20 protein-coding genes and 3 pseudogenes are annotated in these 20,435 nt (G+C 69.1%); 12 read left to right on the top strand and 11 right to left on the bottom strand.

Translation table 11 applies throughout. The features are described from left to right. The first annotated feature begins 700 nt into the window (after positions 1 to 700). Entirely contained in the window at positions 701 to 2,452 is a 1,752-nt protein-coding gene (locus ACFVU3_RS28900; RefSeq protein WP_390070729.1) for an FG-GAP repeat domain-containing protein, read from the top strand. A 125-nt stretch (positions 2,453 to 2,577) separates the two neighbouring features. Here ACFVU3_RS28900 and ACFVU3_RS28895 read toward each other — a convergent pair. Next, a pseudogene (locus tag ACFVU3_RS28895) lies at positions 2,578 to 3,033 on the bottom strand (integrase core domain-containing protein); the annotation flags it as partial. 34 nt (positions 3,034 to 3,067) lie between these two features. Between ACFVU3_RS28895 and ACFVU3_RS28890 the strand changes: the two are divergent. Then, on the top strand, positions 3,068 to 3,976 hold the full coding sequence (locus ACFVU3_RS28890; protein WP_390070727.1) for an IS5 family transposase: 909 nt from the start codon (positions 3,068 to 3,070) through the stop codon (positions 3,974 to 3,976). Positions 3,977 to 3,997: 21 nt separating this feature from the next. On the opposite strand, the gene ACFVU3_RS28885 is transcribed toward ACFVU3_RS28890, so the two are convergent. Beyond that, positions 3,998 to 4,504, bottom strand: a complete 507-nt coding sequence (locus ACFVU3_RS28885; protein WP_390070725.1) for a DinB family protein — start codon at positions 4,502 to 4,504, stop codon at positions 3,998 to 4,000. 774 nt (positions 4,505 to 5,278) lie between these two features. Here ACFVU3_RS28885 and ACFVU3_RS28880 point away from each other — a divergent pair. The 4 genes from ACFVU3_RS28880 (at position 5,279) to ACFVU3_RS28865 (ending at position 6,576) form a co-directional block, all read left to right on the top strand. Continuing rightward, on the top strand, positions 5,279 to 5,530 hold the full coding sequence (locus tag ACFVU3_RS28880) for a hypothetical protein (protein WP_390070723.1): 252 nt from the start codon (positions 5,279 to 5,281) through the stop codon (positions 5,528 to 5,530). A gap of 131 nt (positions 5,531 to 5,661) precedes the next feature. Continuing rightward, complete coding sequence (locus ACFVU3_RS28875) at positions 5,662 to 6,087, top strand: hypothetical protein (protein ID WP_390070721.1); 426 nt, start codon at positions 5,662 to 5,664, stop codon at positions 6,085 to 6,087. 35 nt (positions 6,088 to 6,122) lie between these two features. After that, positions 6,123 to 6,326: a hypothetical protein gene (locus tag ACFVU3_RS28870; RefSeq protein WP_390070719.1), complete on the top strand. Its 204-nt coding sequence runs from the start codon at positions 6,123 to 6,125 to the stop codon at positions 6,324 to 6,326. Then, positions 6,319 to 6,576 carry a hypothetical protein gene (locus ACFVU3_RS28865; RefSeq protein WP_390070717.1) on the top strand — a complete coding sequence of 86 codons (258 nt, stop codon included), beginning with the start codon at positions 6,319 to 6,321 and terminating at the stop codon, positions 6,574 to 6,576. Before ACFVU3_RS28870 ends, ACFVU3_RS28865 begins: the two co-directional genes overlap by 8 nt. 202 nt (positions 6,577 to 6,778) lie before the next feature. Here ACFVU3_RS28865 and ACFVU3_RS28860 read toward each other — a convergent pair whose 3' ends face one another. After that, positions 6,779 to 7,300: a pyridoxamine 5'-phosphate oxidase family protein gene (locus ACFVU3_RS28860; protein WP_390070715.1), complete on the bottom strand. Its 522-nt coding sequence runs from the start codon at positions 7,298 to 7,300 to the stop codon at positions 6,779 to 6,781. A gap of 214 nt (positions 7,301 to 7,514) precedes the next feature. On the opposite strand from ACFVU3_RS28860, the gene ACFVU3_RS28855 reads away from it, so the two are divergent. The 4 genes and pseudogenes from ACFVU3_RS28855 to ACFVU3_RS28840 form a co-directional block, all read left to right on the top strand. After that, on the top strand, positions 7,515 to 7,952 hold the full coding sequence (locus ACFVU3_RS28855; RefSeq protein WP_390070713.1) for an NUDIX domain-containing protein: 438 nt from the start codon (positions 7,515 to 7,517) through the stop codon (positions 7,950 to 7,952). A 413-nt stretch (positions 7,953 to 8,365) separates the two neighbouring features. Then, positions 8,366 to 8,884: a hypothetical protein gene (locus ACFVU3_RS28850; RefSeq protein ID WP_390070711.1), complete on the top strand. Its 519-nt coding sequence runs from the start codon at positions 8,366 to 8,368 to the stop codon at positions 8,882 to 8,884. After that, positions 8,881 to 9,132, top strand: a complete 252-nt coding sequence (locus tag ACFVU3_RS28845) for a hypothetical protein (protein ID WP_390070709.1) — start codon at positions 8,881 to 8,883, stop codon at positions 9,130 to 9,132. The genes ACFVU3_RS28850 and ACFVU3_RS28845 overlap by 4 nt, the downstream gene beginning before the upstream one ends. A 91-nt stretch (positions 9,133 to 9,223) precedes the next feature. Beyond that, positions 9,224 to 9,711 (top strand): annotated as a pseudogene (locus ACFVU3_RS28840) (transposase family protein); the annotation flags it as partial. A 55-nt stretch (positions 9,712 to 9,766) separates the two neighbouring features. On the opposite strand, the gene ACFVU3_RS28835 reads toward ACFVU3_RS28840, so the two are convergent. Then, positions 9,767 to 10,336, bottom strand: a complete 570-nt coding sequence (locus tag ACFVU3_RS28835; protein WP_390070707.1) for an SMI1/KNR4 family protein — start codon at positions 10,334 to 10,336, stop codon at positions 9,767 to 9,769. 241 nt (positions 10,337 to 10,577) lie between these two features. Here ACFVU3_RS28835 and ACFVU3_RS28830 point away from each other — a divergent pair, with 241 nt between their 5' ends. Beyond that, positions 10,578 to 11,525, top strand: a complete 948-nt coding sequence (locus ACFVU3_RS28830; protein WP_390070706.1) for a MerR family transcriptional regulator — start codon at positions 10,578 to 10,580, stop codon at positions 11,523 to 11,525. Here ACFVU3_RS28830 and ACFVU3_RS28825 read toward each other — a convergent pair. From ACFVU3_RS28825 to ACFVU3_RS28795, 7 genes and pseudogenes are all read right to left on the bottom strand, one after another. Beyond that, a pseudogene (locus tag ACFVU3_RS28825) lies at positions 11,518 to 11,655 on the bottom strand (IS256 family transposase); the annotation flags it as partial. The gene ACFVU3_RS28830 and the pseudogene ACFVU3_RS28825 overlap by 8 nt on opposite strands. A 157-nt stretch (positions 11,656 to 11,812) precedes the next feature. Next, positions 11,813 to 12,577, bottom strand: a complete 765-nt coding sequence (locus ACFVU3_RS28820) for a DUF2993 domain-containing protein (protein WP_390070704.1) — start codon at positions 12,575 to 12,577, stop codon at positions 11,813 to 11,815. After that, the gene (locus ACFVU3_RS28815; RefSeq protein WP_390070702.1) at positions 12,574 to 14,157 is read right to left on the bottom strand and encodes a protein kinase; all 1,584 of its coding nucleotides are present in this window, start codon (positions 14,155 to 14,157) and stop codon (positions 12,574 to 12,576) included. The genes ACFVU3_RS28820 and ACFVU3_RS28815 overlap by 4 nt, the downstream gene beginning before the upstream one ends. Positions 14,158 to 14,420: 263 nt before the next feature. Next, positions 14,421 to 15,977, bottom strand: coding sequence for an MFS transporter (locus ACFVU3_RS28810; protein WP_390070700.1), 1,557 nt, complete (start codon positions 15,975 to 15,977; stop codon positions 14,421 to 14,423). 12 nt (positions 15,978 to 15,989) lie between these two features. Beyond that, complete coding sequence (locus ACFVU3_RS28805; protein ID WP_390070699.1) at positions 15,990 to 17,039, bottom strand: amidohydrolase family protein; 1,050 nt, start codon at positions 17,037 to 17,039, stop codon at positions 15,990 to 15,992. Between the two features lie 230 nt (positions 17,040 to 17,269). Beyond that, a complete protein-coding gene (locus tag ACFVU3_RS28800; protein WP_390070697.1) occupies positions 17,270 to 18,061 on the bottom strand; it encodes a 2-keto-4-pentenoate hydratase in 792 nt (263 codons plus the stop codon). After that, positions 18,058 to 18,690, bottom strand: coding sequence for a TetR family transcriptional regulator (locus tag ACFVU3_RS28795; RefSeq protein WP_390070695.1), 633 nt, complete (start codon positions 18,688 to 18,690; stop codon positions 18,058 to 18,060). Before ACFVU3_RS28795 ends, ACFVU3_RS28800 begins: the two co-directional genes overlap by 4 nt. A 137-nt stretch (positions 18,691 to 18,827) precedes the next feature. On the opposite strand from ACFVU3_RS28795, the gene ACFVU3_RS28790 reads away from it, so the two are divergent. Further along, complete coding sequence (locus ACFVU3_RS28790) at positions 18,828 to 20,429, top strand: bifunctional 3-(3-hydroxy-phenyl)propionate/3-hydroxycinnamic acid hydroxylase (RefSeq protein ID WP_390070693.1); 1,602 nt, start codon at positions 18,828 to 18,830, stop codon at positions 20,427 to 20,429. Positions 20,430 to 20,435 lie beyond the last annotated feature (6 nt).

Genomic DNA, 20,435 nt, shown 5'->3' with positions numbered 1-20,435 from the left:
TCCGGATGCGGTCCGCGAAGGTCCAGGGCGCGACCGGTCGATCTGGCAGCTGGCCGACTCGGACGAGCAGCTCGTTGCCTGGCGGCCGATGGCCGAAGACGACGCGGGTGAGGCCGAGCAGAACCTCATCGACGAGTTCAGAGAACACCACGGGGGAGCGCTGCCGTTCGCCAACCTCAGGAACAACGGCCGAAAGGCTCCGCAGACGGGCATCAGCCCCGGCCGACTCTGGGCGGTACAACACGGGGAGAGCGATGCTGACTCGGGGTGCTCCTCGGGTCGGCCTCGAGGTCGAAGCGGCTAAGCGGGCGGGCTGGGGAGTCCGCTGTCGTGAACGGCTTGAGCATGCGATCGAGCACCAGGACGGTAAACGGGGCGGCCACGCCGTCGACGGCGACCTCGACGGCTTGCCATGACACCGGACACCGCACGAGAACCCCCGGCTGGGACCCTTCCCGGCCGAGGTTCCGATGTCAGCCCACTGTCAGTTCCGCGAATTCCTCGGGCTTCGGAAGGCGGTCCCTGCGGTTTGGTTCGGTTATGGACCAGGTGGGCCGTGGGCGTCTTCTCTCCTGCGGATCGGCGAATCTTGACGTTGACCTCGTCAAACGCCGAAGATGCAGCTCGTCGGGCGCGCCCTGCTGCGAAGGGTGGGAGCGGCGCCGGCCCTTCACTTTCTTAGTTCCGGGGGGAACGAGTCTTGAGCAAGCGCATGCGTCGTGCGGCGGCGATGTCGGGGGTCGTCGGCTTGTTGGCCGTGGCCGGTGTGACTGCGGGGGTGGGGGTGGGGGCGGCCGTCGCGGCGGACGAGGTGCGGTTTTCCACGCAGGACATGGTCATACCTCCTGGTACGAACCCCCGCCTCGGCCCGTGGCTGGAGTCCGGGACGGCGGACGGCAGGGTCGTGATCGCTTTGTCGACCAAGCCGCTGACCGGGCTTGCGGGCGACGGCGCGGGGGTCCCCAAGGGATTCACGGTGGACCCGCTCAACTGCACGGAGGCGCCGGGCGTCACCGCCGTCTACCTGTGCCGGAGCGGTGGCATGTTCCCTCAGGTCACTGCACCTCTGAACGCCCCGAACCTGGCCACCGTCCATTGGGGTTTCGCGTACGTCCCCCAGGGCGGGAGCCTGGCGGCGGGCATCGAGGCCGCGCGCACCGCGGGAGCGCGGCCCGCGGACGCGACCCATGGCACGGGCATGGCAGTCGTCAAGACGGCCGCGCACGCGGCGCTGAACACCGTCGGCTACGAGTTGCCGGATCTCTCCCCGGGCAGAACGGTCCACCATCGGCTGCGGATCCACTCCAACGACGCCGGACGGCTGCGCCTGGGATTCAGGCTGACCGAAGGGCAGGAGTCAGGTCCCGTTGCGATCGGCGGTCCCGCGAACTTCACCACCAGCTCCGGTCTCTCGTGCCGGCTGGACCACAACGACGTGATCAAGAGCCTGATGGGGACGTTCATGTGGTGCAACGCCGAGGCGGGCGACCACACCATCGACTACGACGTGACAGCCCGCGCGGACCTCCGGGCCCGGAAGGTCGAAGTCTGGACCGCGTACGGCATCTACGACTGGGCCGGCTACGAGTACGACGTGATCCGGACGGGGACGTTCGCGACCCTGGGGCCCTCGGTGCGGCCGGCACACTTCCTCCTCGCACGCGACTCCTCCGGCACCCTGTTCCGCTATTCCGGCACGGGCGTGGCCACCGCTCCCTTCGGCTCGCGGACCGAGACAGGCGACGGTTGGCAGGGCTACACCGCGATCACCGCCCTCTCCCCGCTCAAGAGCGACCCCGTCTACCGCGACATGAAACCGTCCGCGGTCACGCGGGGCCGCGGCGACACTGTCGCCCGCGACGCGTCGGGAACCCTCTGGTACTACGACCGCCAGTTCGTATCCCACCAGTTCGACTATCCGTTCGCGCCTCGCGTCCGCGTCGGCACCGGCTGGAACGTCTACGACCGCGTCGACGGCGCCGGTGACGTCGACCGGGACGGGTACGTCGACCTCCTCGCCCGCGACAAGGCCGGCGTGCTGTGGTTGTACAAGGGCACGGGCCGGCTCGTCGACGGCAGCCGGTTCAAGACCCGGGTGAGGGTCGGCGCGGGCTGGGGCACGTATGACCGCCTCGCCGGCGGCGCCGACCTGACCGGCGACGGCCGGGCCGACCTCCTCGCCCGCGACAAGGCCGGCGTGCTGTGGCTGTACAAGGGAACCGGCGGCGGCACGGCTCCGTACACCACCCGCATCCGGATCGGCGCGGGCTGGGGTGGCTACGACCAGCTCGTCGTGGCCGGTGACCTCACCGACGACGGCCGCGCCGACGCGGTCGCCCGCGACCGGGCGGGCGTCCTGTGGCTGTACAAGGGCACCGGCCAGTCGACCGGCCCGTTCACCAGCCGGACCCGGATCGGTGCCGGCTGGGGCGGGTTCAACCGCCTGTTCTGACCCCGCCGGCTCCTGTCGAGTGCCCCTGCCCTGATGGGGGCACTCTTGGCTTCCCGCTTCGTGCCGCAGCCCTCTGCTTGGTACGCCGCGGTGTTCCGTGCCTGCATCCGCCGACAGGAGACGATCTAGGTGTGTTGTCCGGACAGGTTGGTGCCGCGACTGGCGGGTGTTTGGCCTGCGATTCCGGTGTGGGGTCGATGGTAGTTGTACCAGTGCAGCCAGTGGGTGAATGCTTCCTGCCGCTGCCGGTCTGAGGTGTAGGGCTGCTGGTAGGCCCATTCCTCGAGCAGGGTGCGGTGGAAGCGTTCGACCTTGCCGTTGGTCTGCGGGCGCCAGGGCCTGGTCCATCGTGGGCTGATGCCGAGATCACGGCAGGTGTTGCGCCAGGTGTTCTTGCTGTGGGCCCAGGCGTTGTCGGTCAGGACCCGTTCGATGCGGATGCCCAGGGAGGCGAAGTAGGCGGTGGCCCGGACGAGGAAGGCCGCGCAGGTCGGGGCGGTCTCGTCGGGAAGGTCCTCGGTGTAGGCGATGCGGCTGTGGTCGTCGAGGGCGGTGTGCAGGTAGGCGTATCCGGCGCCGCCCCGGTGGTCTTTGTGCTGTGCATGATCATGGTTCATGGGTCGGGGAGATCTCACGGGCGAACAGTGGGCGGTGCTGGAGCCGTTGTTGCCGAAGGGCGCCGGAGCAGGGCGGCCGCCCGTCTGGTCTCGGCGGCGGCTGATCGACGGCATACGGTTCCGGGTCCGGACCGGTGTGCTGTGGCGGGACGTGCCCATCGAGTACGGACCGAGGAACCGGATCTACGACCTGTTCCGACGATGGCAGCGCAACGGCACCTGGCACCGCATTCTTGCCCACCTCCAGTCCCTGGCCGACGCGAAAGGCGCGATCACGTGGGACCTCAGCATCGACTCCACGGTCTGCCGGGCCCATCAGCATGCGGCCGGGGCCCGCAAACAGGGTGACCTGCAAAAGGAACCGCCAGGCGGTATCTTCACCGAGCCCCGTGATCACGGGCTGGGAAGATCACGCGGCGGATTTGCCACCAAGCTGCACCTGGCCGTCGAACAGGGGCAGAAGCCCATGTCGATCGTGATCACGGCGGGACAGCGCGGCGACTCGCCGCAGTTCGAACCCGTGCTGAAGAAGGTCCGCGTGCCCCGCATCGGACCGGGCCGGCCACGCGTCCGCCCCGATCGAGTGCGGGCCGACAAAGCGTACGCCTCCCGTAAAAACCGCGCCTACCTACGCCGCCGCGGAATCCGCTGCACCATCCCGGACAAAGCCGATCAGGCACGCAACCGCCAGAAGCTCGGCTCCCGCGGCGGCCGGCCGCCACACTTCGACCCGGTCGACTACCGCGAACGTCACGCGGTCGAGTGCGGCATCAACCGCCTCAAGAGGAACCGTGCAGTGGCGACGAGATACGACAAACTCGCGGTCCGCTATGAGGCAACCGTCCTCATCGCCGCCATCAGCGAGTGGCTGCAGTCCTCGTGCGCCTGCCGCTCGTGGAACACCTGAGATCGACTGCGCAGCACTGCGTCACCTGCCGATAAAACCATCGGCCTGCTCACGGAGGATGTCGGCATGGCCCGCATGGCGAGCTGTCTCTTCGATCATGTGCACCAGCACCCACCGCATCGATCGCACAGCCCCTGCTTTGCCTGCAGCCCGAGCACACGGACGGTTCAAGTCGTCACAACGCTTGATGATCTCGTTGGACCGTTCGATGGCACTGCGATAGGCGGCGAGAAGACTGCTCGCGCTGTCCCCCTCAGAGAGATCCATGCTGAAGTCCGGATGGTCGACATCGGCACCCTCGAAGGCCCAGGCGAACCAGTAAAGTTCTGCCGCGGTCAGGTGCTTGACCAGGCCGAATATGCTGGTGCCAGAGGGTACTCCAGGCGTTCGCCCCTGCCCGTCGTCAAGGCCCTGTGCCTTCGCAGCCACTGCTTCACGGACGTAGTTCAAAAACGCGAGCAGTGTCGACTTCTCGTCGGAGTCGCTGCTGGGAGGGCCTACGTCGCGGCGTCGTTGCGTCTCTGTCACCGAGGCACCCTAGCTTGATCCACTTTCAAAACACACCCTACAAGCGAGGCGGGTGCAAGGTGAAGCCCTGGAGCCTCCGGCGCAAGGCCGTCATCGCCATGACCCGGTGTTCCTGCTGCTCGCGGGAGGGCTGTCTGGCCGGGATCTCCGAGCGGCAGGAGCGCATCGACCTCTCGCGGATCGCCGGCACGTGTACCGGTGATGGCGGAGCTCGGGTGGAGGTCGCTGAGAAGAGAGACCAGACTGTACGCAGCGTTGGACACCTCATCAGGGCCTTCCAGCTGGACTCGGGCGGTGGCGGCCTCAAGCGTGGTCATAGCGACCCGCAGGGCACTGGGCTCGCCATGAGGGGAATCGAGCTAGCTCGATCACAGAAGGCTGGTTGTGCCGATCGGCTGCTGCCGTACAACCTCGACGTAGGCGTCTGCGGCAGTCATCAGCTGGATGTATGCCTCTCGTCGCCGCTCAGTCACGCGGGCTCGCCATTGTTCGTCGAGCGTAGCCTGGACGGTGGAGATCAAAACCGCTGCCTGCGCATTCCCTGCGGCCTCCGCGGCGGCGGCCTGTCGGTGGCCGGCCTTCCACGCGGAGAACCCCGTCACACTGCTGCCCAGGATGGCCGCGCCGGCGACGATCAGGGTGATCCCCCCTCACTCATACGGTGGATCCTCGCACCCGCCCCACCCGTCACGACGGCCGAATTCGCGCCCTTGTGGCCGAACCGCGCGGCCCGCCACCTTCGGGAGCGACACCCGTGTCGACGAAGGGGACCCGTTGGCCAACCCGACCGCACCCGAACCCCGCCCCCTCACTCTGTGGACCGGCTGGGCGCTCCTGCACTGGGCGCGCCTCCTCCAGAACACCGTTGCCTCCCACGACCGCCGCCAGGCGCTCGTCGCCCGCCGCAACGCCGCAATGCGCGCCGCCCACAACCGCGGCGTCGACAAGGACACGATCGCCCGCGCTGTCCGTCTGAGCCCGGCCCATGTCGGTCAGGCGCTGCGCGGGGAGCCTACCTCGGAGTAGCGGGCGATCCCGGGGGCCGGTGGTGGTCGCGGATCTGGCGATCGTGGCCACCACCCACGAGTCCGCGGTGGAGCGAGAACGAGGCTTCCGGCTGTCATAGTGACGTCTCTGATCTCACGGAGGCTCCGCACATGACCCTGCAGGACGGCTACGACCGCTGCACGATGGCCCAGATCTACAGCCGGGGTGGGCGGTCGGCGATCGAGGAGACGCTCACCTCGTACGCCCGCCAATGCACTTGGGCTGAGCTCATCCACGCAGAGGACATGGCCGTCGCAGTTATGGAGGAAGCGAAGAGTTCGCTGGTAGCTCGCCACGACCAGCTTGAGGCAGAGACCGCACAGCAGCGCTCCAAGCTCGCCCGCCTCGCAGAGGTCGAATCCGTCCCGGCTGACTTCCTGAGGCCGGTCTCGGCCATTCTTGACCGGCTGGAAGCCGAGGTGGAGGAGCTGTCCAAGGAGATCGACCGCAGGGACGCCGAGATTGAGTCCGTCTGCTGCGCGTCGCTCGGCCGATTCGACGAAGACCCCGAGTCAGGGAACGTTCCGCTGCGCTAGCCTCAAGGGCGTACCCGACCATCGAGGGGGCCACCGTGGCGCACCTGACCTTCAGCGAGGCCGAGCAGCGTGAACTGCGCGAGGCCGCCCGCAGTGAGTTCCCCGGGAACCCGGCGCTCGCCTACGTCCTCGAGAACCTCGCCTCCGAGGGCATCGACCTCGACCGGTGCCGGGACTGGGACGACGTCCGGGTGGAGCAGGGCCTGCCCGAGCGGGAGGAGGCCGCGGACGTTGCCTAAGCACGCGCGCGGCCGCCGTCCCAGGATCGTCGTCATCGAGCCGGCCGAGACCCAGGCCCGCACCCTCACCATCGAGCAGACCGCCCGCGTCGATGCCGCACTGAACGTCGTGGCCGCGGCGTTGGACGAGGTGAAGCAGCACGCCACTGCCTCAGCGCTGGGGGACTACCAGCATGACGGCGTCCGCCTGATCTTCTACGCCACGGCTCTCGGCAGCATTCTGATCGTCACCTACATCGAGGCCGACTGACGGTCTCGTCAACGTGCTCGTCGCCCTCGGTGCGCGTCTGTCGCTCTTGCGCGTGGACGACCACCGGAACGGCCCGACCCCCGTCGGCCTGCGGCTACCGCGGGTCTCGGGGGCTGGCTGCGCGGGGGTGCCGCCCCCGACCTGGTCGGCGGCCATGTCCGTCACGCCGCGTCCCCTGTACCGTCTCCGGTTCGGTCTGGTGTCACGTGCCGGTGAGCTTGTCGGGGTCGGGGGCGTAGACGGTCATCCAGTGCGGGTTCAGCCGGTAGTAGACGACCTCGCGGTTCCAGTCGAAGGCGTCGTCGTTGCCGTAGAAGTCTTGCAGGTAGGCGAGGAGTTCTGGCCAGTCGGCGGTGGTCTCGGCGTCCTTGGGGTTCATCTCTTCCACGGTGCCGTGGGTGAACACGCCGAGGTCTTCGCCGCGCATGTGCGCGGCGCTGGCGGCCGGACGGGCGGCGAGATGACGGGCCTTGGCGGCGTTGCGTGCCGTGCCGAAGTGCCACCGGCCGTGCAGGAAGTGCCCGTCGGCTCCGCTGATCCGGGGTTCGCCCTTCGCGGTCACGGTGGAGAGGGAGAGCGTGCACATGCCGGTGAGGACCCTGGTGAGCTGCGCTGCCGTGATGGTGTGGCCCTCGACGATCGAGCGGAGGTGTGTGGTCGAGCCGGAGAGGGAGGAGTCGAGGAGGGACTGGAGTCTGTCGAGTTCTTCTGGGGTTTCGCGCATACGCCCCATCGTGGGCCTTAAACCCGACATCCTCTGTCGTCATTGTTGAGCAGCGGTGAGGTTGTGCGTCCCGCGCCGAGGCCGGCCCGAGGACGCCGCGGCCCTGGTGACGTTCCACGGGGCCCCTCAGCCTCGTGCACCATGGGGCCGCCCGTCCCCGTCGACGGCGGCTGGCTGCTCCGCTGACCGTCAACACCCAAGGAGACGAACCAAAATGATCGAACGAGTCCGTGCCGTCCTCGTCACCGCAGACAACACGATGCTGGTCATCCGCCGCACCAGGCCCGGCATCCCCGAGTACTGGGTCCTGCCCGGCGGCGGTGTCGAACCCGGCGAGGCCTCCCGGGAGGCCGCCCTCCACCGGGAGATCCATGAGGAGATCGCGGGGAAGGCCGACATCGTCCGCCTCCTCCACACCATGGAGACCGCCGGTGAACGCCAGTTCTTCTATTTTGCACGGATCGCCACCTGGTCCTTCGGCGACCGCACCGGACCCGAGTTCAGCGCCGAGGGCCGCGGCGAGTACGCGCTGCAGGAGGTCCCGCTGACCGTGGAGGGTCTCGACGGCATCGACCTCAAGCCCGAGGAGATCGCCCACGTCCTGCGGGGAGCCATCAGCGCCGGAAGCCTTGAAGTCGGGGTGCCACGCTGACCTCCGAGTCCACAAAGACCCTCCCCTCCCCGCCCAAGTCTCCCCTTCGGGCGGGGCAGGTGGTGATAGCGATCTCAGATCGCCACATAGCGTTTCCGCGGCTCCGTGGGGGGCCAGTGGTTATACCGGTGCAGACTGATCAGTACCGGGCGGGCATCCGGCCTGATGCCCGCTCGCCGAGGATTGACCACGGATCTCCATCGCAATTTTGACAGTTCGTGGCGGTGTGCGAAGTTACAGGTGAGCCCAGTTGCGGACGCATTGGTGTCCCCGTCAATCAACCTCATAGGCGCCGTGTGCGCTCGCTCGTCGGGCCCCACCTGCTTCTCAACAGCGTCCAAAGCCAGCAGGCTTCCTGCGTGCGATTCGAGTGCGGAACGCATCCTCTAGGGAGCCGTCAACTCGGCCTCAGCATGAGCCAGCTCGAAGGCTCGACGAGCCGCCAGGACATCGTCCACGGCGTCCACCTGGTACTGACGCTCTACAGACTCGGCATACTCGCCCGCTGCTCGCAGGTACACAGGGGTCACTGTCCAAATCCGTTGCTGGGTCGCTTGGGCGATCGCGGCTTGAGCCGCAGTGACCGCGGTGCCGCGGGCAGCCGGGGCCTCGGCGCGGCCACCGCGAGCCTGCAGCCAGGCGCCGAGGACGGTCCCGCCTACGGTGACGGCAACCCCAACGACGGCCGCCCCGACCTGATCGCCCGCGAGGCAGCCACGGGCAAGCTGTGGCTCTGTTCGGGCAAGACCGGCGCCCATGGCTCCCGCGTGCTCATCGGCGGCGGCTGGGTCTCCATTGGCCACGCTCCTCTCCGTCGGTTAGTGCTGCGGGAACCACGAGCCCGGCTGCACGTGGTTTCCCTCCTCCGTATGCGGCCGGTCACGCGCTCGCCCCGCCCGGAGGCACGCCTGGAGGAGGGGCTGGATGGATGAGCACGACGCCGATCATCGTTCACCGGTATTCCCCGTTCACCGGTCCTCGCCATGCGGGGCCTTTCGACGGCCCAGCAGGGCAGGCCGAGGACGAGGGGCGGGTGACCGCGCGCCGGCGCGGTCACGACGCAATCCCCGGCATGGCCTGTTCGGGCCACGACCTGGCGGTCTTCCTCGACCGCGCGGCCGTCCCCGCCCCTGAGACAGCCATCGATGACCCGGCGTGGGTGGAACGGCTCGTCTGCTGATCAGGTAACGGGTCAGCGTCCCGCAACTCACGAGGCCCCCGCGCCGTTGAGGACGTGCTCGACGTCCCAACTCAGCAGCGCAGGTGCCTCGTTGGTTGCCCGTTCTGCCGCACTCGACCTGCCGCACGACCTGGTCGAGTGGGTATCCATGCTTATCGTCCCCGTGAGGGTGACCGACGCTGCAAGCCGCCTCATCAGCGTGCTCTCGTCGGCCGGGTCCACCTTCGCCGCCACGACACGCTCGCGCAGATCGCCGCCGGCTTCGGCATCTCCGCCGGGACCGCCCATGCCTACGTCAAGGCCGCCGTCGAGCATCTGTCCCGCAGAGCACCCGGCTTGCTGTGGGTCCGGGTCCCGCGTGAGACGGATCCCGATCACGTCCTGCTCTACGGGACGCTCACCGAGTGCGGCCGGGTCGGTGACAGCCGGGCCGACTTCGCCCAGAAGCACCGCCGCCACGGCATGAACGTGCAGGTCATCACCGATCCCACCGGCAAGCTGCTGTGGATCTCACTCGCGCTACCCGGCCGCACTCGCAGCCATCCTCACCGTGGAACGTCCACGCTGACGAGGCGCATGGCCGCTTCAGGGTGAGGGCGGCTTGGCAATGGCCGTCATCCAGTTGAGAACCGTCTCACGACCAGACAAGTCGGCCTTCGGTGAACCGACAGACCGGGGAGCTTCCATCGGCGATCCTCGCCAGGGTCTCCGCCACGGAGGCGAAGTACTCGGCCATCGATTCGTACTCGCCCGTAACTGTGGGGGCACCCACGAACCAGCTGCCGACGCGCCCGTCCCGCACATCGATGAACATTCCCGTCCAGCCGTCCTGGTCCGACAGGAACGGGATCCACTCGTTACGCCAGAACGGGTAGTCCGGCTGGTCCGGAGGGTCGAATCCGCAGGACGTGGAGCGGTTCGAGTAGAGCCTCTCCATCGCCCGGATGCCCAGAAAGAAGCTTCCCTCGTCGGGGAATCCGTCGAAGCCGCAGCACATCACGTCGTCGTCGAAGTCTTCCTCCGGCAGATCCAGATTGTTCCGCAGCAGCCACGTCCGCAGGTCCCCGTGCAGGGAGATCCCCATCCGCTCTTCGGCTGCCGCGAGCATCTGTTCCGTAGCGGGCCCGGGCAGATCCGCGTGATCGGCCGGCGCGTGCTCTCGAAGAAGACTCATCACACGCGACCAACTCTCAGTCACACTCATCGCTCTGTGCCCTCTGCCCTCTGCCCTCGCTACAGGGATGTCTCCGTCCGACTGCGCCACTGTGGAGGTTGGGAAGTATCTGCCGGAGAACCCTGCAGGGATGGTACTTCGAGCGTGTGCTCCATTCCTCCCCACGGGAGTAATTGTCAAGACCTGTGGATCGGTGACCCAGTGGGGGTGGAAGCGTCAGCAGGGAGACTGGGCTTGAGTCTCCCGTAGGGGGAGGCACGAAGGTGCAGGCATGGACGGCGACACGCTCTTCACGATCGGGGCCCTGGCCCGGAGGACCGGGCTGACGGTCAAGACCATTCGGTTCTACTCCGACGCCGGAATTGTGCCGCCGACGGACCGCAGCCCGGCTGGCTACCGTCTCTATGACATCGGCGCACTGGCGCGTCTGGATCTCGTACGCACCCTGCGTGACCTGGGGCTCGACCTTGCTGTCATCCGGCAGGTGCTGGACCGGGAGGTCTCGGTGCCCGAGGTCGCGGCCGCACACGCCGACGCCCTGGAGGTGCAGATCCGCACTCTGCGACTGCGGCGCGCGGTGCTGCGAGCGGTGGCCAAAAGGGGCTCCACCCCCGAGGAAATGGACCTCATGCACAAGCTTGCCAAGCTCACAGACGACGAACGACGACGACTCATCACCGACTTCATCGACGACACCTTTGGCGGGTTCGACGCCAACGCCGACTTCGTCGACATGATTCGCTCGGCCATGCCCGAACTGCCGGATGACCCCGAACCCCATCAGGTCGACGCCTGGGTGGAACTCGCCGAGCTCACCCAGGACCCCGACTTCCGCGCCGCTATCCGCCGCATGGCGGAGTACCAGGCAGCCGAGCGCGCCCAGGGCGACGTCACAGGCTTGCACCACGACCTCACCGAAACGGTCCGCGACAGTGTCGGCCGCGCGCTCGATGCAGGCATCGCTCCGGCCTCGGCCGAGGCCGCACCCATCATCGACGCCCTAACCGTCCGTTACGCGCAAACCTTCAGCCGTGCCGACGACGCCGGCTTGCGCCACTGGCTGCTGACACGCCTGGACATCGCTGGCGACCCCCGAGCGGAGCGCTACTGGCATCTGTTGGCCGTCATCAACGGATGGCCCGTCCCGCCCAGCCTGGCACCGGTGTTCACGTGGTTCACAGAAGCACTGCGCACTCACACCCCGCGGCAGAGAGCTTGAAGACCATGCCCAGGATGGCAGCCGCGCTGCCGGCGCCTCGCGTGACCCGTGTTCGCAGCCGGACAGTGGCGAAGGTCGACTCGATCGGGTTCGTGGTGCGTAGGCGGATCCACTGCTCGGCGGGAAATCTGGACCGGACAGCCCCTCACCGCCGATCTCGGCCTGCTCGACTTGCCGCCTTGATCGACGCCGGTACGTCGGCCTCCGCGCGACCGGCTGGTTCGCTCGACTGGACTGCCTGCGAGGCTCCGTCGCAGTGGCCGGGGCAACTTCTAGGTGGTGCGCGGTTACAGGTCGACATCATTCCCGGCCATGAGGGCAACGATTCCGTGGTCGGTGACGGCCACGGACCGGAGTGCGAGCCCTTCGGGCAGGTTGTCGAGCGGGGCTTGGCGCTCCAAGGCGCTCTTCAGCAGGGTGCGTGCGGTAGGAGGTACGTTCTCGGAGAGCCGGACAGCGGCGACTCCGATGGCTCTCGGCCCGGCGACGCCGACGCGCGCGGAAGCCGAGACCTGTCCGAGCAGCGGGACCCTGGCGGTCGCCACCACTTGGTCTTCGCCGTTGCCTCGGTCGACGGCGACCCCGTAGAAGGCCGAGAGGTCGTCGTACGCGATGGTCGCCGTGACCTCCGCTTCGTCGGCCCGCTCCTGTCCGCCCTGCTCCTGGTGGACTCCGCGCAGATGGATGGCGAGTTCCTGAATGGTCAGGACGCGGTCGTTCATGGTGGCCGGAACCTGCGCGGCGTCGATTTCCGCCTCAGCGATCTTCTTCCGAGCCAGCTGCAGTGACACGGGAAAACCGTTCACGTGCACCCGGGGAGCGGAGGCGAGGCCGATGCCCCGCTGGACCGAGGCGGCGATGCGGTCCTGTGCGTACTGCGTGGCCCAGATTTCGCCGCCGCCGGCGGCGGCCAGCAGCGCCAGGGTGACCGCGATCAATCCGTTCCGGCGGCGCGTGCGCCGTGTCGCCCGACCGTTCTCCGGCCCGTTCATGCTCTTCCCTTCCAGAGACCTCTTGACTGTGCGCCGTGCGTCGATTGCGTTGGTTTTCATGGAATTTGATCACTCATCAGAAGAAGGTCGCGAACATGGCGGTCGGTCGCGACGGCGTCGGCCCGTCGGTGAAGGATCGCTGGTCCGCGATGGTGGATCACCGGTCCTGTCTCGGTGGTCGTAGGCGACGCCGAGGCACTGGGGCCGCTGGTTGCCGATCCGCTCGCCGGAGGAGCGCTGGCTGGCGCCTCCGTAGCGGTCCGGGTGGCGAGGAGTACGGTGTCGCCGCGGCTCAATCGCATACCGGCAGAGGGAACGGTTGCCATGACCGTGCTGGTGCTGACGCCACTGGAGCGCGGAGTGAGTGCGATGTTCAGGTCCAGCCCGGCCAGGTCCGCTCTGGCTTGTGCGAGGGTCTTCCCGACCAGGTCTCCGGGGACGGCGACAGCCGGCGTCGTGGGCTCCGTCGATGCGCGCGGACTCATCGGGCTGGTGTTCTTGGTCGGACGGGTGGTGCTTTCCGGACGACTGGCGGAGGGCTCTGGCCCAGGTGAAGGGCTTGCGGAGGTGGATGGTGAGGTCCGCGTACCGGGACCGGCGGCGTGCGTCGCATCCGGAGCCGCGGCGATGACAGCGGTGACGACTGCGCCTGCGCCGAGGAGGGCCAACGCCGCGAGTGCCGTCCGTTGGGGACCGCGGGGCCCCCTGGAGGATCTGAGCGCCGTTGTCGCCGCTTCCTCCGGGAAGGCCGGTACTCCCGCGAGCGTAGTGTCCTGAGAAGGCACGAAGTCGTGACTTCCAGGGGCGAGCAGTGCGTCACGCATGGCCGCCGCGTCGGCGAACCGGTCGTCGGGGCTCTTGGCCATGGCGCGGGCAAGAGCCGCCTGGACGTGCCGGGGCAGTTCCACCCCGAGGTCCCGCGGGGCCGGCGGGTCTGCGCACATGTGCTGGTAGGCGATGGCGATCGGGCTGTCCCCGGTGAAGGGCCGGCGCCCGGTGAGGAGCTCGTAGAGCATGCAGGCGGTCGAGTAGAGGTCGGAGCGGGCGTCGACGGGTCGGCCCTGGGCCTGCTCGGGGGACATGTACGCGGCGGTGCCGACCGAGATGCCCGTGCCAGTCACGCTCTTGTCGTGCCCATCGGAGATGTGAGCGATCCCGAAGTCCATGACCTTGACCAGCCCGTCGGCGGTGATCATGACGTTGGCCGGCTTGATGTCCCGGTGGACCAGCCCGGCCGCATGGGCGCAGGCGAGTGCTTCCAGCGTTCCCGCGACCCAGGCGACCGCTTCCTGCGTCGAGGGCGGGGCCGACCTCAGCCGTTCGGCAGCGGTGTGTCCGGTGATGTGCTCCATGACCAGGAAGGGACGCGGGGGCGCTGTCGGAAGCCAGCCCGCGTCGTAGACGGCTGCGACGCATGGATGGTTGAGGGAGGCGGCCGCGCGGACCTCGCGCTGGAAGCGGTTCTGGGCGACGTCGTCGAGGGCGAGCTGTGTGTGCATCAGCTTCACGGCGACCGCGCGGCGCAGGACCAGGTCGTCGGCCGACCAGACCTCGCCCATGCCGCCGCGGCCAATCATCTCGCGCAGCGCGTACCGGTCGCCGATCAGGCCGGCCCACGGGGCGTGGAGGGGGTACTGCATGACGGGTACCTGCGGTCCTTCGAGTGGTCTGGCTGACAGGGAGGGGTGCGGTAGGGTCCCCGGCTCGGGCTGCCGGAAGGCGCGTGGGGCTGTCTTCCGATCGGCAACGGGAGGAGGCCGCACGGGCCCACCGCATCTCGTGCGACGCCTTGGATGGCGCCATTGGGGTGAGCGAGAGCAGCCGAGGTGCGGCGTTGCAGCAGCGGGCGGCGCCGAGGGCCCTGCGCGACGAGGGGTCCGCAGGGCGTTCGGTCGCCGACGATTCAGTCCGACGTCGGTGGTGTCTTCGGCGCGCGGAACAGGCAGCCGAGGGCTGCGGCGAGGACGATGACGCCGACGGCGACGAGCGAGGCGGACAGGCCGTCCATGAAGGCGGACTTGACGCCGTCCGCCAGGGCCGTGCCACGGGCGCCGAGCTGGTCGGCGACGTGCAGGCCCGCCGCGGCGGAGTCGCGTGCGGCCTCGGCGGCTTCGGCCGGGAGCTGGTCGAGGGAGTCGGGCAGGTTCGAGCGGTAGTGGCTGCCGTAGATCGAGCCCATGAGGGCGATGCCGACGGCCGAGCCGACCTCGCGGGTGGTGTCGTTCATCGCGGAGGCGACTCCCTGCTGGCCGCGGCCGAGCGAGCCGGTGATGGCGGAGGTGCCCACGGCTCCGGACAGGCCGATGCCGAAGCCGGCCAGGACGAGTCCGCCGAGGAACGGCAGGTAGCCGGAGCCGACGTCGAGCCGGGAGATGACGAACAGGCCGGCGCTCAGCAGGAGCAGCCCGGCGGTCATGGTGGCCTTCATCCCGACCCGTCGCACCAGGTGGGGGGTGGCCTGGGAGGTGGGCAGGACGACGACGGCGACGGGTACGAGGGCCGCGGCGGCCTTGAGCGGGCTGTAGCCGAGGATGAGCTGTAGGTACTGCAGGCCGACGAAGAAGAACCCGAAGACGGCCATGAACTGTACGAGGACGACGATCGCGCCGGCCCGGAAGCCGCGGATGCCGAACAGGGCGGGATCGAGCAGGGGGTGCTCACGCCGCAGGCCGAGCCAGGCGTACGCGGTGAAGGCCAGGACCGTGACCATGAGGGCGGCGATCACGACGGGCTCCGTCCAGCCCTGCTCGTTGCCTTCGATGATGGCGAAGACGAGGGTGCCGATGCCGACAGCGGTGCAGACGGCGCCGGGCACGTCGGGTGGGGAGGGGTGCTCGTCCTTGGTGTCGGGCGACAGGAGGAGGGCGGCGGCGGCCAGGAGGGCGGTCGCGGCACTGGCGATGAAGATCGATCGCCAGGAGAACCACTCCAGCAGGGCCCCTGCGGCGAGCATGCCGATGATGGCTCCGGCGGCGGCGAATCCGGACCAGGTGGCGACGCCCTTGACGCGCTGCTCGGGAGGGAAGGCGGCGGTGATCGTGGACAGGGTGCCCGGCATGATCATCGCGGCGCCCAGGCCCATGACGACTCGCCAGACGATGAGCGTGGTGGTGGAGTCGGCGAAGGAAGCGGCCAGGGAGGCGATACCGAAGACGACGGTGCCCGCGACGAGGACATTGCGGCGCCCGATGCGGTCGCCGATGGCACCGAGGGGCAGGACGAGGGCTGCCAGGGCGACGGTGTAGCCGTCGGCGATCCAGGTCAGTGAGGCGTTGGTGGCCGACAGGTCGATGGCGAGGTCGGGCAGGGCGAGGTTGAGCGCGGAGACGGAGGCGACGACGAGGACCAGGGACAGGCACATGGCGAACAGGACGCCGTTGTGGCCGGCCCGGCCGGTCGCGACGGCGGCCTGCCGGTCTTCGGGCTGGTCGTCGGAGGTGCGGTGGGGGCTGGTGGACATGAGGAACTCGTCTCAGTCGGTGCCGGGCTGGAGCAGTTTGAAGACCAGGCGAGCGGCGGAGCGCTGCACCGCGTGGCGCAGGCGCACCGGGGCCGGCAGGGCCGGGGGCGGCGTCGGGGGAGTGGCGGCCAGGCGGGGGAAGAGTGCTTCGGCGTTGGTGCGGTTGACGGCCGTGAGTGTGGCCGTGTCGACGGTGCCGTCGAGGCCGCCCGCGAAGTACTGCCCGGCGGGAGTGGGGGCGAAGGGCCAGTCGCTGCCGAAGAGGACGTGTCCGGGGCGGGCGAAGGCGAGCAGGGTGGGCAGGGCGGCGGGGCTGGAGGACAGGGCGGTGTCGAAGTAGAAGGAGCGAAAGTCGTCCAGTACGTCGAGCGGGCTGCGCGCGGTGTCGTTGGCGATGGTGAGAGCCATGCGGTGTGAGGAGTACGGCACGAAGCCGCCGGCGTGGCTGAGGATGAAGCGGATGTTCGGGTAGCGGCGTGGGATGCCGTTGCGGACCAGAAGATAGGTGGCGCGGGTGGTGTCCAGGAGGAAGTCGGCGGCGAAGGCGGGAATGCCGTCGACCGGGGGAGCGGGCAGCTCGGCCGGGTGTATGAAGACCACCGCGCCGCGGTCGTCCAGCGTCCGCCACAGCGCGTCCTGGCCGTCCACGCCGAGGTAGGTGCCCCGGCTGTTGGCGAGCAGGGTCACGCCGTCGGCGCGCAGCTCGTCCAGTGCGCGCGCGGCCTCGGTGGCCGATGCGTCGGTGTCGGGCATGGGCAGGGTGGCGAAGAAGCCGAAGCGGCCGGGGTGGTCGCAGACCAGGGCCGCGGAGTGGTCGTTGAGGCGTCGTGCCAGGCCGGCGGCCTCGGCGGGTTCGGTGAGGAATCCGGTGCCGGGAGTGGAGACGGAGAGGATCGACGTGGTGGTGCCGAGAAGTTCCATCAGTTGCAGGGCGGACTCGGGGTTCCAGGCGGGCAGGGCGCGGCCGCCGGCGTCGGCGATGCCGGCCTCGGCGAGTTCGTCGCGGTAGAAGTCGGGCACCACGTGCTGGTGGACGTCGATGCGCTGTGCCGAAGGGGACATGAAGCGGCCTTTCATGCGTTCTACGGGTCATGGCGGGGAGTTCTTCCGGCCGACGACCGTGCACTGCCGACCCAGCCGGCGCTCTGGGCATCGGTGTCCGGGGGCGAAGGAGCCCGGTTCGGCGGTGGCGCCAGGGCCTTTGGGTGACCGGAAGGAGAGACCGGGGGCAGAGCGGATGGTCAGAGAGTCGCCGGTGTGGTTCGCGACGTCTCGGAGGGGGCGGGCCGTCGTCAGATGAAGGACACCGACACGGAGCCGAGGGCTCCGAAACGTGCCTCTGCCTTCTGGCCGGCGCCGATGAAGGGGGCTGTGGTGATGGCTCCGGGCAGGATCACGTGCCCGGGGTCCAGCCCTTTGCCGTAGGCGGTGAGAGCGTTGGCCAGCCAGGCGACCGCGGCGGCCGGGTGGCCCATGACCTCGTCGCTGCTGCCGGTTGCCACGCGGCTTCCGTCGACGAGCAGGTCCACGGTCACCGCCGCGAGGTCGGGTGCGCACGCCATCGGCGTCCAGGACCCGCAGACGAGTCCCGCGGAGCCGGCGTTGTCCGCGACGGTGTCGGCCAGGGTGATCCGCCAGTCGCGGATGCGGCTGTCGACGATCTCCAGTGCGGGCGCGACCGCATCGGTCGCGGCCAGTACGTCACTGAGGGTTACGCCAGGGCCGTGCAGCGGCCGGGCGAGGCGGAAGCAGATCTCGGGTTCGACGCGTGGGGCACAGTATCGGGCGGCGCGTACCGTCCCGCCGTCGCGGTGGACCATGTCGTCCAGCAGATGCCCGAAGTCCGGCTCGTGCACGCCGAGCAGTTTCCGCATCGAGGCCGAGGTGAGACCGACCTTGTGGCCGATCACCGTCGAGCCGGTGGCCAGGCGGTGGGAGATGTTGTCCTGCTGGACAGCGTAGGCGTCGGCGAGGTCGAGAGCGGGCCACGTCGTGGTGAGCGGTTCGACCGGTGCCGTGCGGCGTTCGGCCTCGCGGAGAAGTCGGGCGGCCTCCACGTGTCGAAGGGTGGCCGCCGGCCTCATGTCTCGCTCCTCGCCGCCATGCGCGTCGCCGCTTCGTAGACCAGCTGGGCGTGCAGTTCGAACATGGCCACGAGGTCGACGTCGTCACCGTTGATCTCCCGCTGGACGAAGAGCCCGTCGGCGCCCGCGACGGCGTAGGTCGTCAGGGCGTGCATGGAGTCCTCGTCGAGGTCCGGGACGAGTTCCTGGGCCATTTCGGCGATCTTCGCGCGCGCGATGTCGCGGACCTGGAGGAACACGGTCCGGCCGCGGGGTTCGGCGGGACGCCGTTCGAGCGCGAGCATCAGGCCGAGACGGAGGAAGTCGGGGGCGTCGATCAGCGACTTGCCCACGTTTCCCGCCATGGCGGTGACCCGTTCCAGCGGGGTCCCCGTCTCTTCGCTCGGAAGCTCTACGGCGGCGAGCCACGTTTCGAAGCTGCGCTCGATGACCGCGGCGATCAGGTCGTCCTTGTCCTTGAAATGCCAGTAGATCGAGCTGGCGGGCAGTCCGCATTTGGCGCTGACGGCCGCGATCGATGTGCCTTCGTATCCCCGCTCGCCCGCGATCTCCACGGCGGCGTCGAGGATGCGTTGCCGCGACTCCACTCCGTTCGCGCGCTTCTTGCGGGTCGTCTGCGGCTTCGTCATGGCAGGTGCCCCTCTGGTGTGCGCTTCTCGCCGGCTGCTTGACCCTATCCGGCAATGAGCCTACCGTAGCACTCATTCCAATTGGAGTGAATACTACGGTAAGGATCCTGCAGCATGATCGACAGTGAGGTGGCCTGATGAGCGAGACCGCGGCCGGAGCAGAGGCCGAGGACAGTGGCTACGACGTGGCGGTGATCGGTTACGGGCCCACGGGCGTGACCGCGGCGAACCTGCTGGGTGCGATGGGGCTGCGCGTCGTCGTCCTGGAACGGGACGCCGAGATCTTCACGCGCGCACGGGCCATCTCCACAGACGAGGAGGTCGTCCGCATCTGGCAGCGGATCGGCCTGGCCGAGCGCCTCAAGCAGGACATGCTGACGGAGCGGCCGGTGGACTTCGTCGACGCCGACGGCCGTGCGTTCCTCAGCGCCTCCCCCACATCACGCGGCCACGGCCACCCGCCGCAGATGTTCATCTACCAGCCGGCCCTCGAGCAGGTCCTGCGTGACGGTGTCGACCGCTACCCGAACGTGAAGATCCTGCTGCGCCACGAGTGCCTGCGCCTGCGCCAGGACGCCGACGGGGTGGAGCTGACCGTGGTCGGCACGGCCGACGACTCGGTCCACCGGCTGCGCGCCTCCTACGTGATCGCGGCCGACGGCGGCTCCAGCCTCACCCGCGCGCAGCTCAACATCGGGTACGAGGGGCGGACGTACGAGGACCGCTGGATCGTCATCGACACCAAGATGCTCAAGCCTTGGCCCGACCACGACAAACTGCGCTTCCACTGCGACCCGGCCCGCCCGGCCGTCGACTGCCCGACCCCACTGGACCACCACCGCTACGAGTTCCCCCTCCTGCCCGGAGACGACGAGAAACACCTGGTCACCGAAGACGCCGTGTACCGGTTGATCTCCCGGTACGGGATCGGCCGCGACAGCGTCAAGGTTCTGCGCGCCACCGTCTACAGCCACCACGTCCGGTTCGCCTCGCGCTTCCGCGTCGGCCGGGTGTTCCTCGCCGGCGACGCCGCGCACGCCATGCCGCCGTGGATCGGCCAGGGCATGGCCGCCGGCGTCCGGGACGTGGCCAACCTCTGCTGGAAACTGAACTCCGTCCTCCACGGTGAACTGCCCGAAAGCGTCCTCGACAGCTACGAGACCGAACGCAAACCGCACGTCAGGGAGGTCACCAAGCGAGCCGTTTTCGTCGGCCGCATGATCACTGAACGTCGGCGCCCGGTCGCCCGCGTCCGCAACGGCGCTTTGCGCGCCCTGGACCGCATACCGGGCTTCGGCGACTGGCTGCAGGACTCGAACTGGATTCCCGTGGCCCGCTACGACGCCGGCCTGCAGGCCGGCCCGCGCACGAAGGCGACCGGGCACCAGATGCCGCAACCCTGGGTGACCGGTCCCGACGGCGAACGCGTACGGCTGGACGACGCGCTCGGCGGCCGCTGGCTGCTGCTGTCTCTCGGCCGGCCCGCCTCGCAGCCCGCGTGGGAGCGCCTCGGCGTCGAGTCGCTGGCAGTTCTGCCGGTGGGCTCGCGCCCGGCCGACGGCGCGGTCGTCGACAGCGACGGCGTCCTGCTCCCCTGGCTGACCGAGCACGGTGTCACCACCGTGGCCCTGCGCCCCGACGCCTACGTCTACGCCGCCGCCCCCGCCGGTGCCCCGCTCCCGCCGCCTCCGGCCGGATTCGCCCCCGCGTCACGGCCGGCCACGACCACCGCTCAGTGAGGACTA

This window comes from Streptomyces sp. NPDC058052 (assembly GCF_042885515.1).
Lineage (GTDB): Bacteria > Actinomycetota > Actinomycetes > Streptomycetales > Streptomycetaceae > Streptomyces.
Note: the sequence above shows the minus strand (reverse complement) of the source record. Positions and strands in the feature narration are given on the sequence as shown.

What these genes read in the sequence shown, in the direction of transcription:
- ACFVU3_RS28890 (WP_390070727.1), top strand. Translation starts at nt 3,068, where the DNA reads ATGGGTCGGGGAGATCTCACGGGCGAACAGTGGGCGGTGCTGGAGCCG.
- ACFVU3_RS28875 (WP_390070721.1), top strand. Translation starts at nt 5,662, where the DNA reads ATGACCCTGCAGGACGGCTACGACCGCTGCACGATGGCCCAGATCTAC.
- ACFVU3_RS28860 (WP_390070715.1), bottom strand. Translation starts at nt 7,300, where the DNA reads ATGCGCGAAACCCCAGAAGAACTCGACAGACTCCAGTCCCTCCTCGAC.
- ACFVU3_RS28855 (WP_390070713.1), top strand. Translation starts at nt 7,515, where the DNA reads ATGATCGAACGAGTCCGTGCCGTCCTCGTCACCGCAGACAACACGATG.
- ACFVU3_RS28850 (WP_390070711.1), top strand. Translation starts at nt 8,366, where the DNA reads ATGAGCCAGCTCGAAGGCTCGACGAGCCGCCAGGACATCGTCCACGGC.
- ACFVU3_RS28845 (WP_390070709.1), top strand. Translation starts at nt 8,881, where the DNA reads ATGAGCACGACGCCGATCATCGTTCACCGGTATTCCCCGTTCACCGGT.
- ACFVU3_RS28835 (WP_390070707.1), bottom strand. Translation starts at nt 10,336, where the DNA reads ATGAGTGTGACTGAGAGTTGGTCGCGTGTGATGAGTCTTCTTCGAGAG.
- ACFVU3_RS28830 (WP_390070706.1), top strand. Translation starts at nt 10,578, where the DNA reads ATGGACGGCGACACGCTCTTCACGATCGGGGCCCTGGCCCGGAGGACC.
- ACFVU3_RS28820 (WP_390070704.1), bottom strand. Translation starts at nt 12,577, where the DNA reads ATGAAAACCAACGCAATCGACGCACGGCGCACAGTCAAGAGGTCTCTG.
- ACFVU3_RS28815 (WP_390070702.1), bottom strand. Translation starts at nt 14,157, where the DNA reads ATGCAGTACCCCCTCCACGCCCCGTGGGCCGGCCTGATCGGCGACCGG.
- ACFVU3_RS28810 (WP_390070700.1), bottom strand. Translation starts at nt 15,977, where the DNA reads ATGTCCACCAGCCCCCACCGCACCTCCGACGACCAGCCCGAAGACCGG.
- ACFVU3_RS28805 (WP_390070699.1), bottom strand. Translation starts at nt 17,039, where the DNA reads ATGTCCCCTTCGGCACAGCGCATCGACGTCCACCAGCACGTGGTGCCC.
- ACFVU3_RS28800 (WP_390070697.1), bottom strand. Translation starts at nt 18,061, where the DNA reads ATGAGGCCGGCGGCCACCCTTCGACACGTGGAGGCCGCCCGACTTCTC.
- ACFVU3_RS28795 (WP_390070695.1), bottom strand. Translation starts at nt 18,690, where the DNA reads ATGACGAAGCCGCAGACGACCCGCAAGAAGCGCGCGAACGGAGTGGAG.
- ACFVU3_RS28790 (WP_390070693.1), top strand. Translation starts at nt 18,828, where the DNA reads ATGAGCGAGACCGCGGCCGGAGCAGAGGCCGAGGACAGTGGCTACGAC.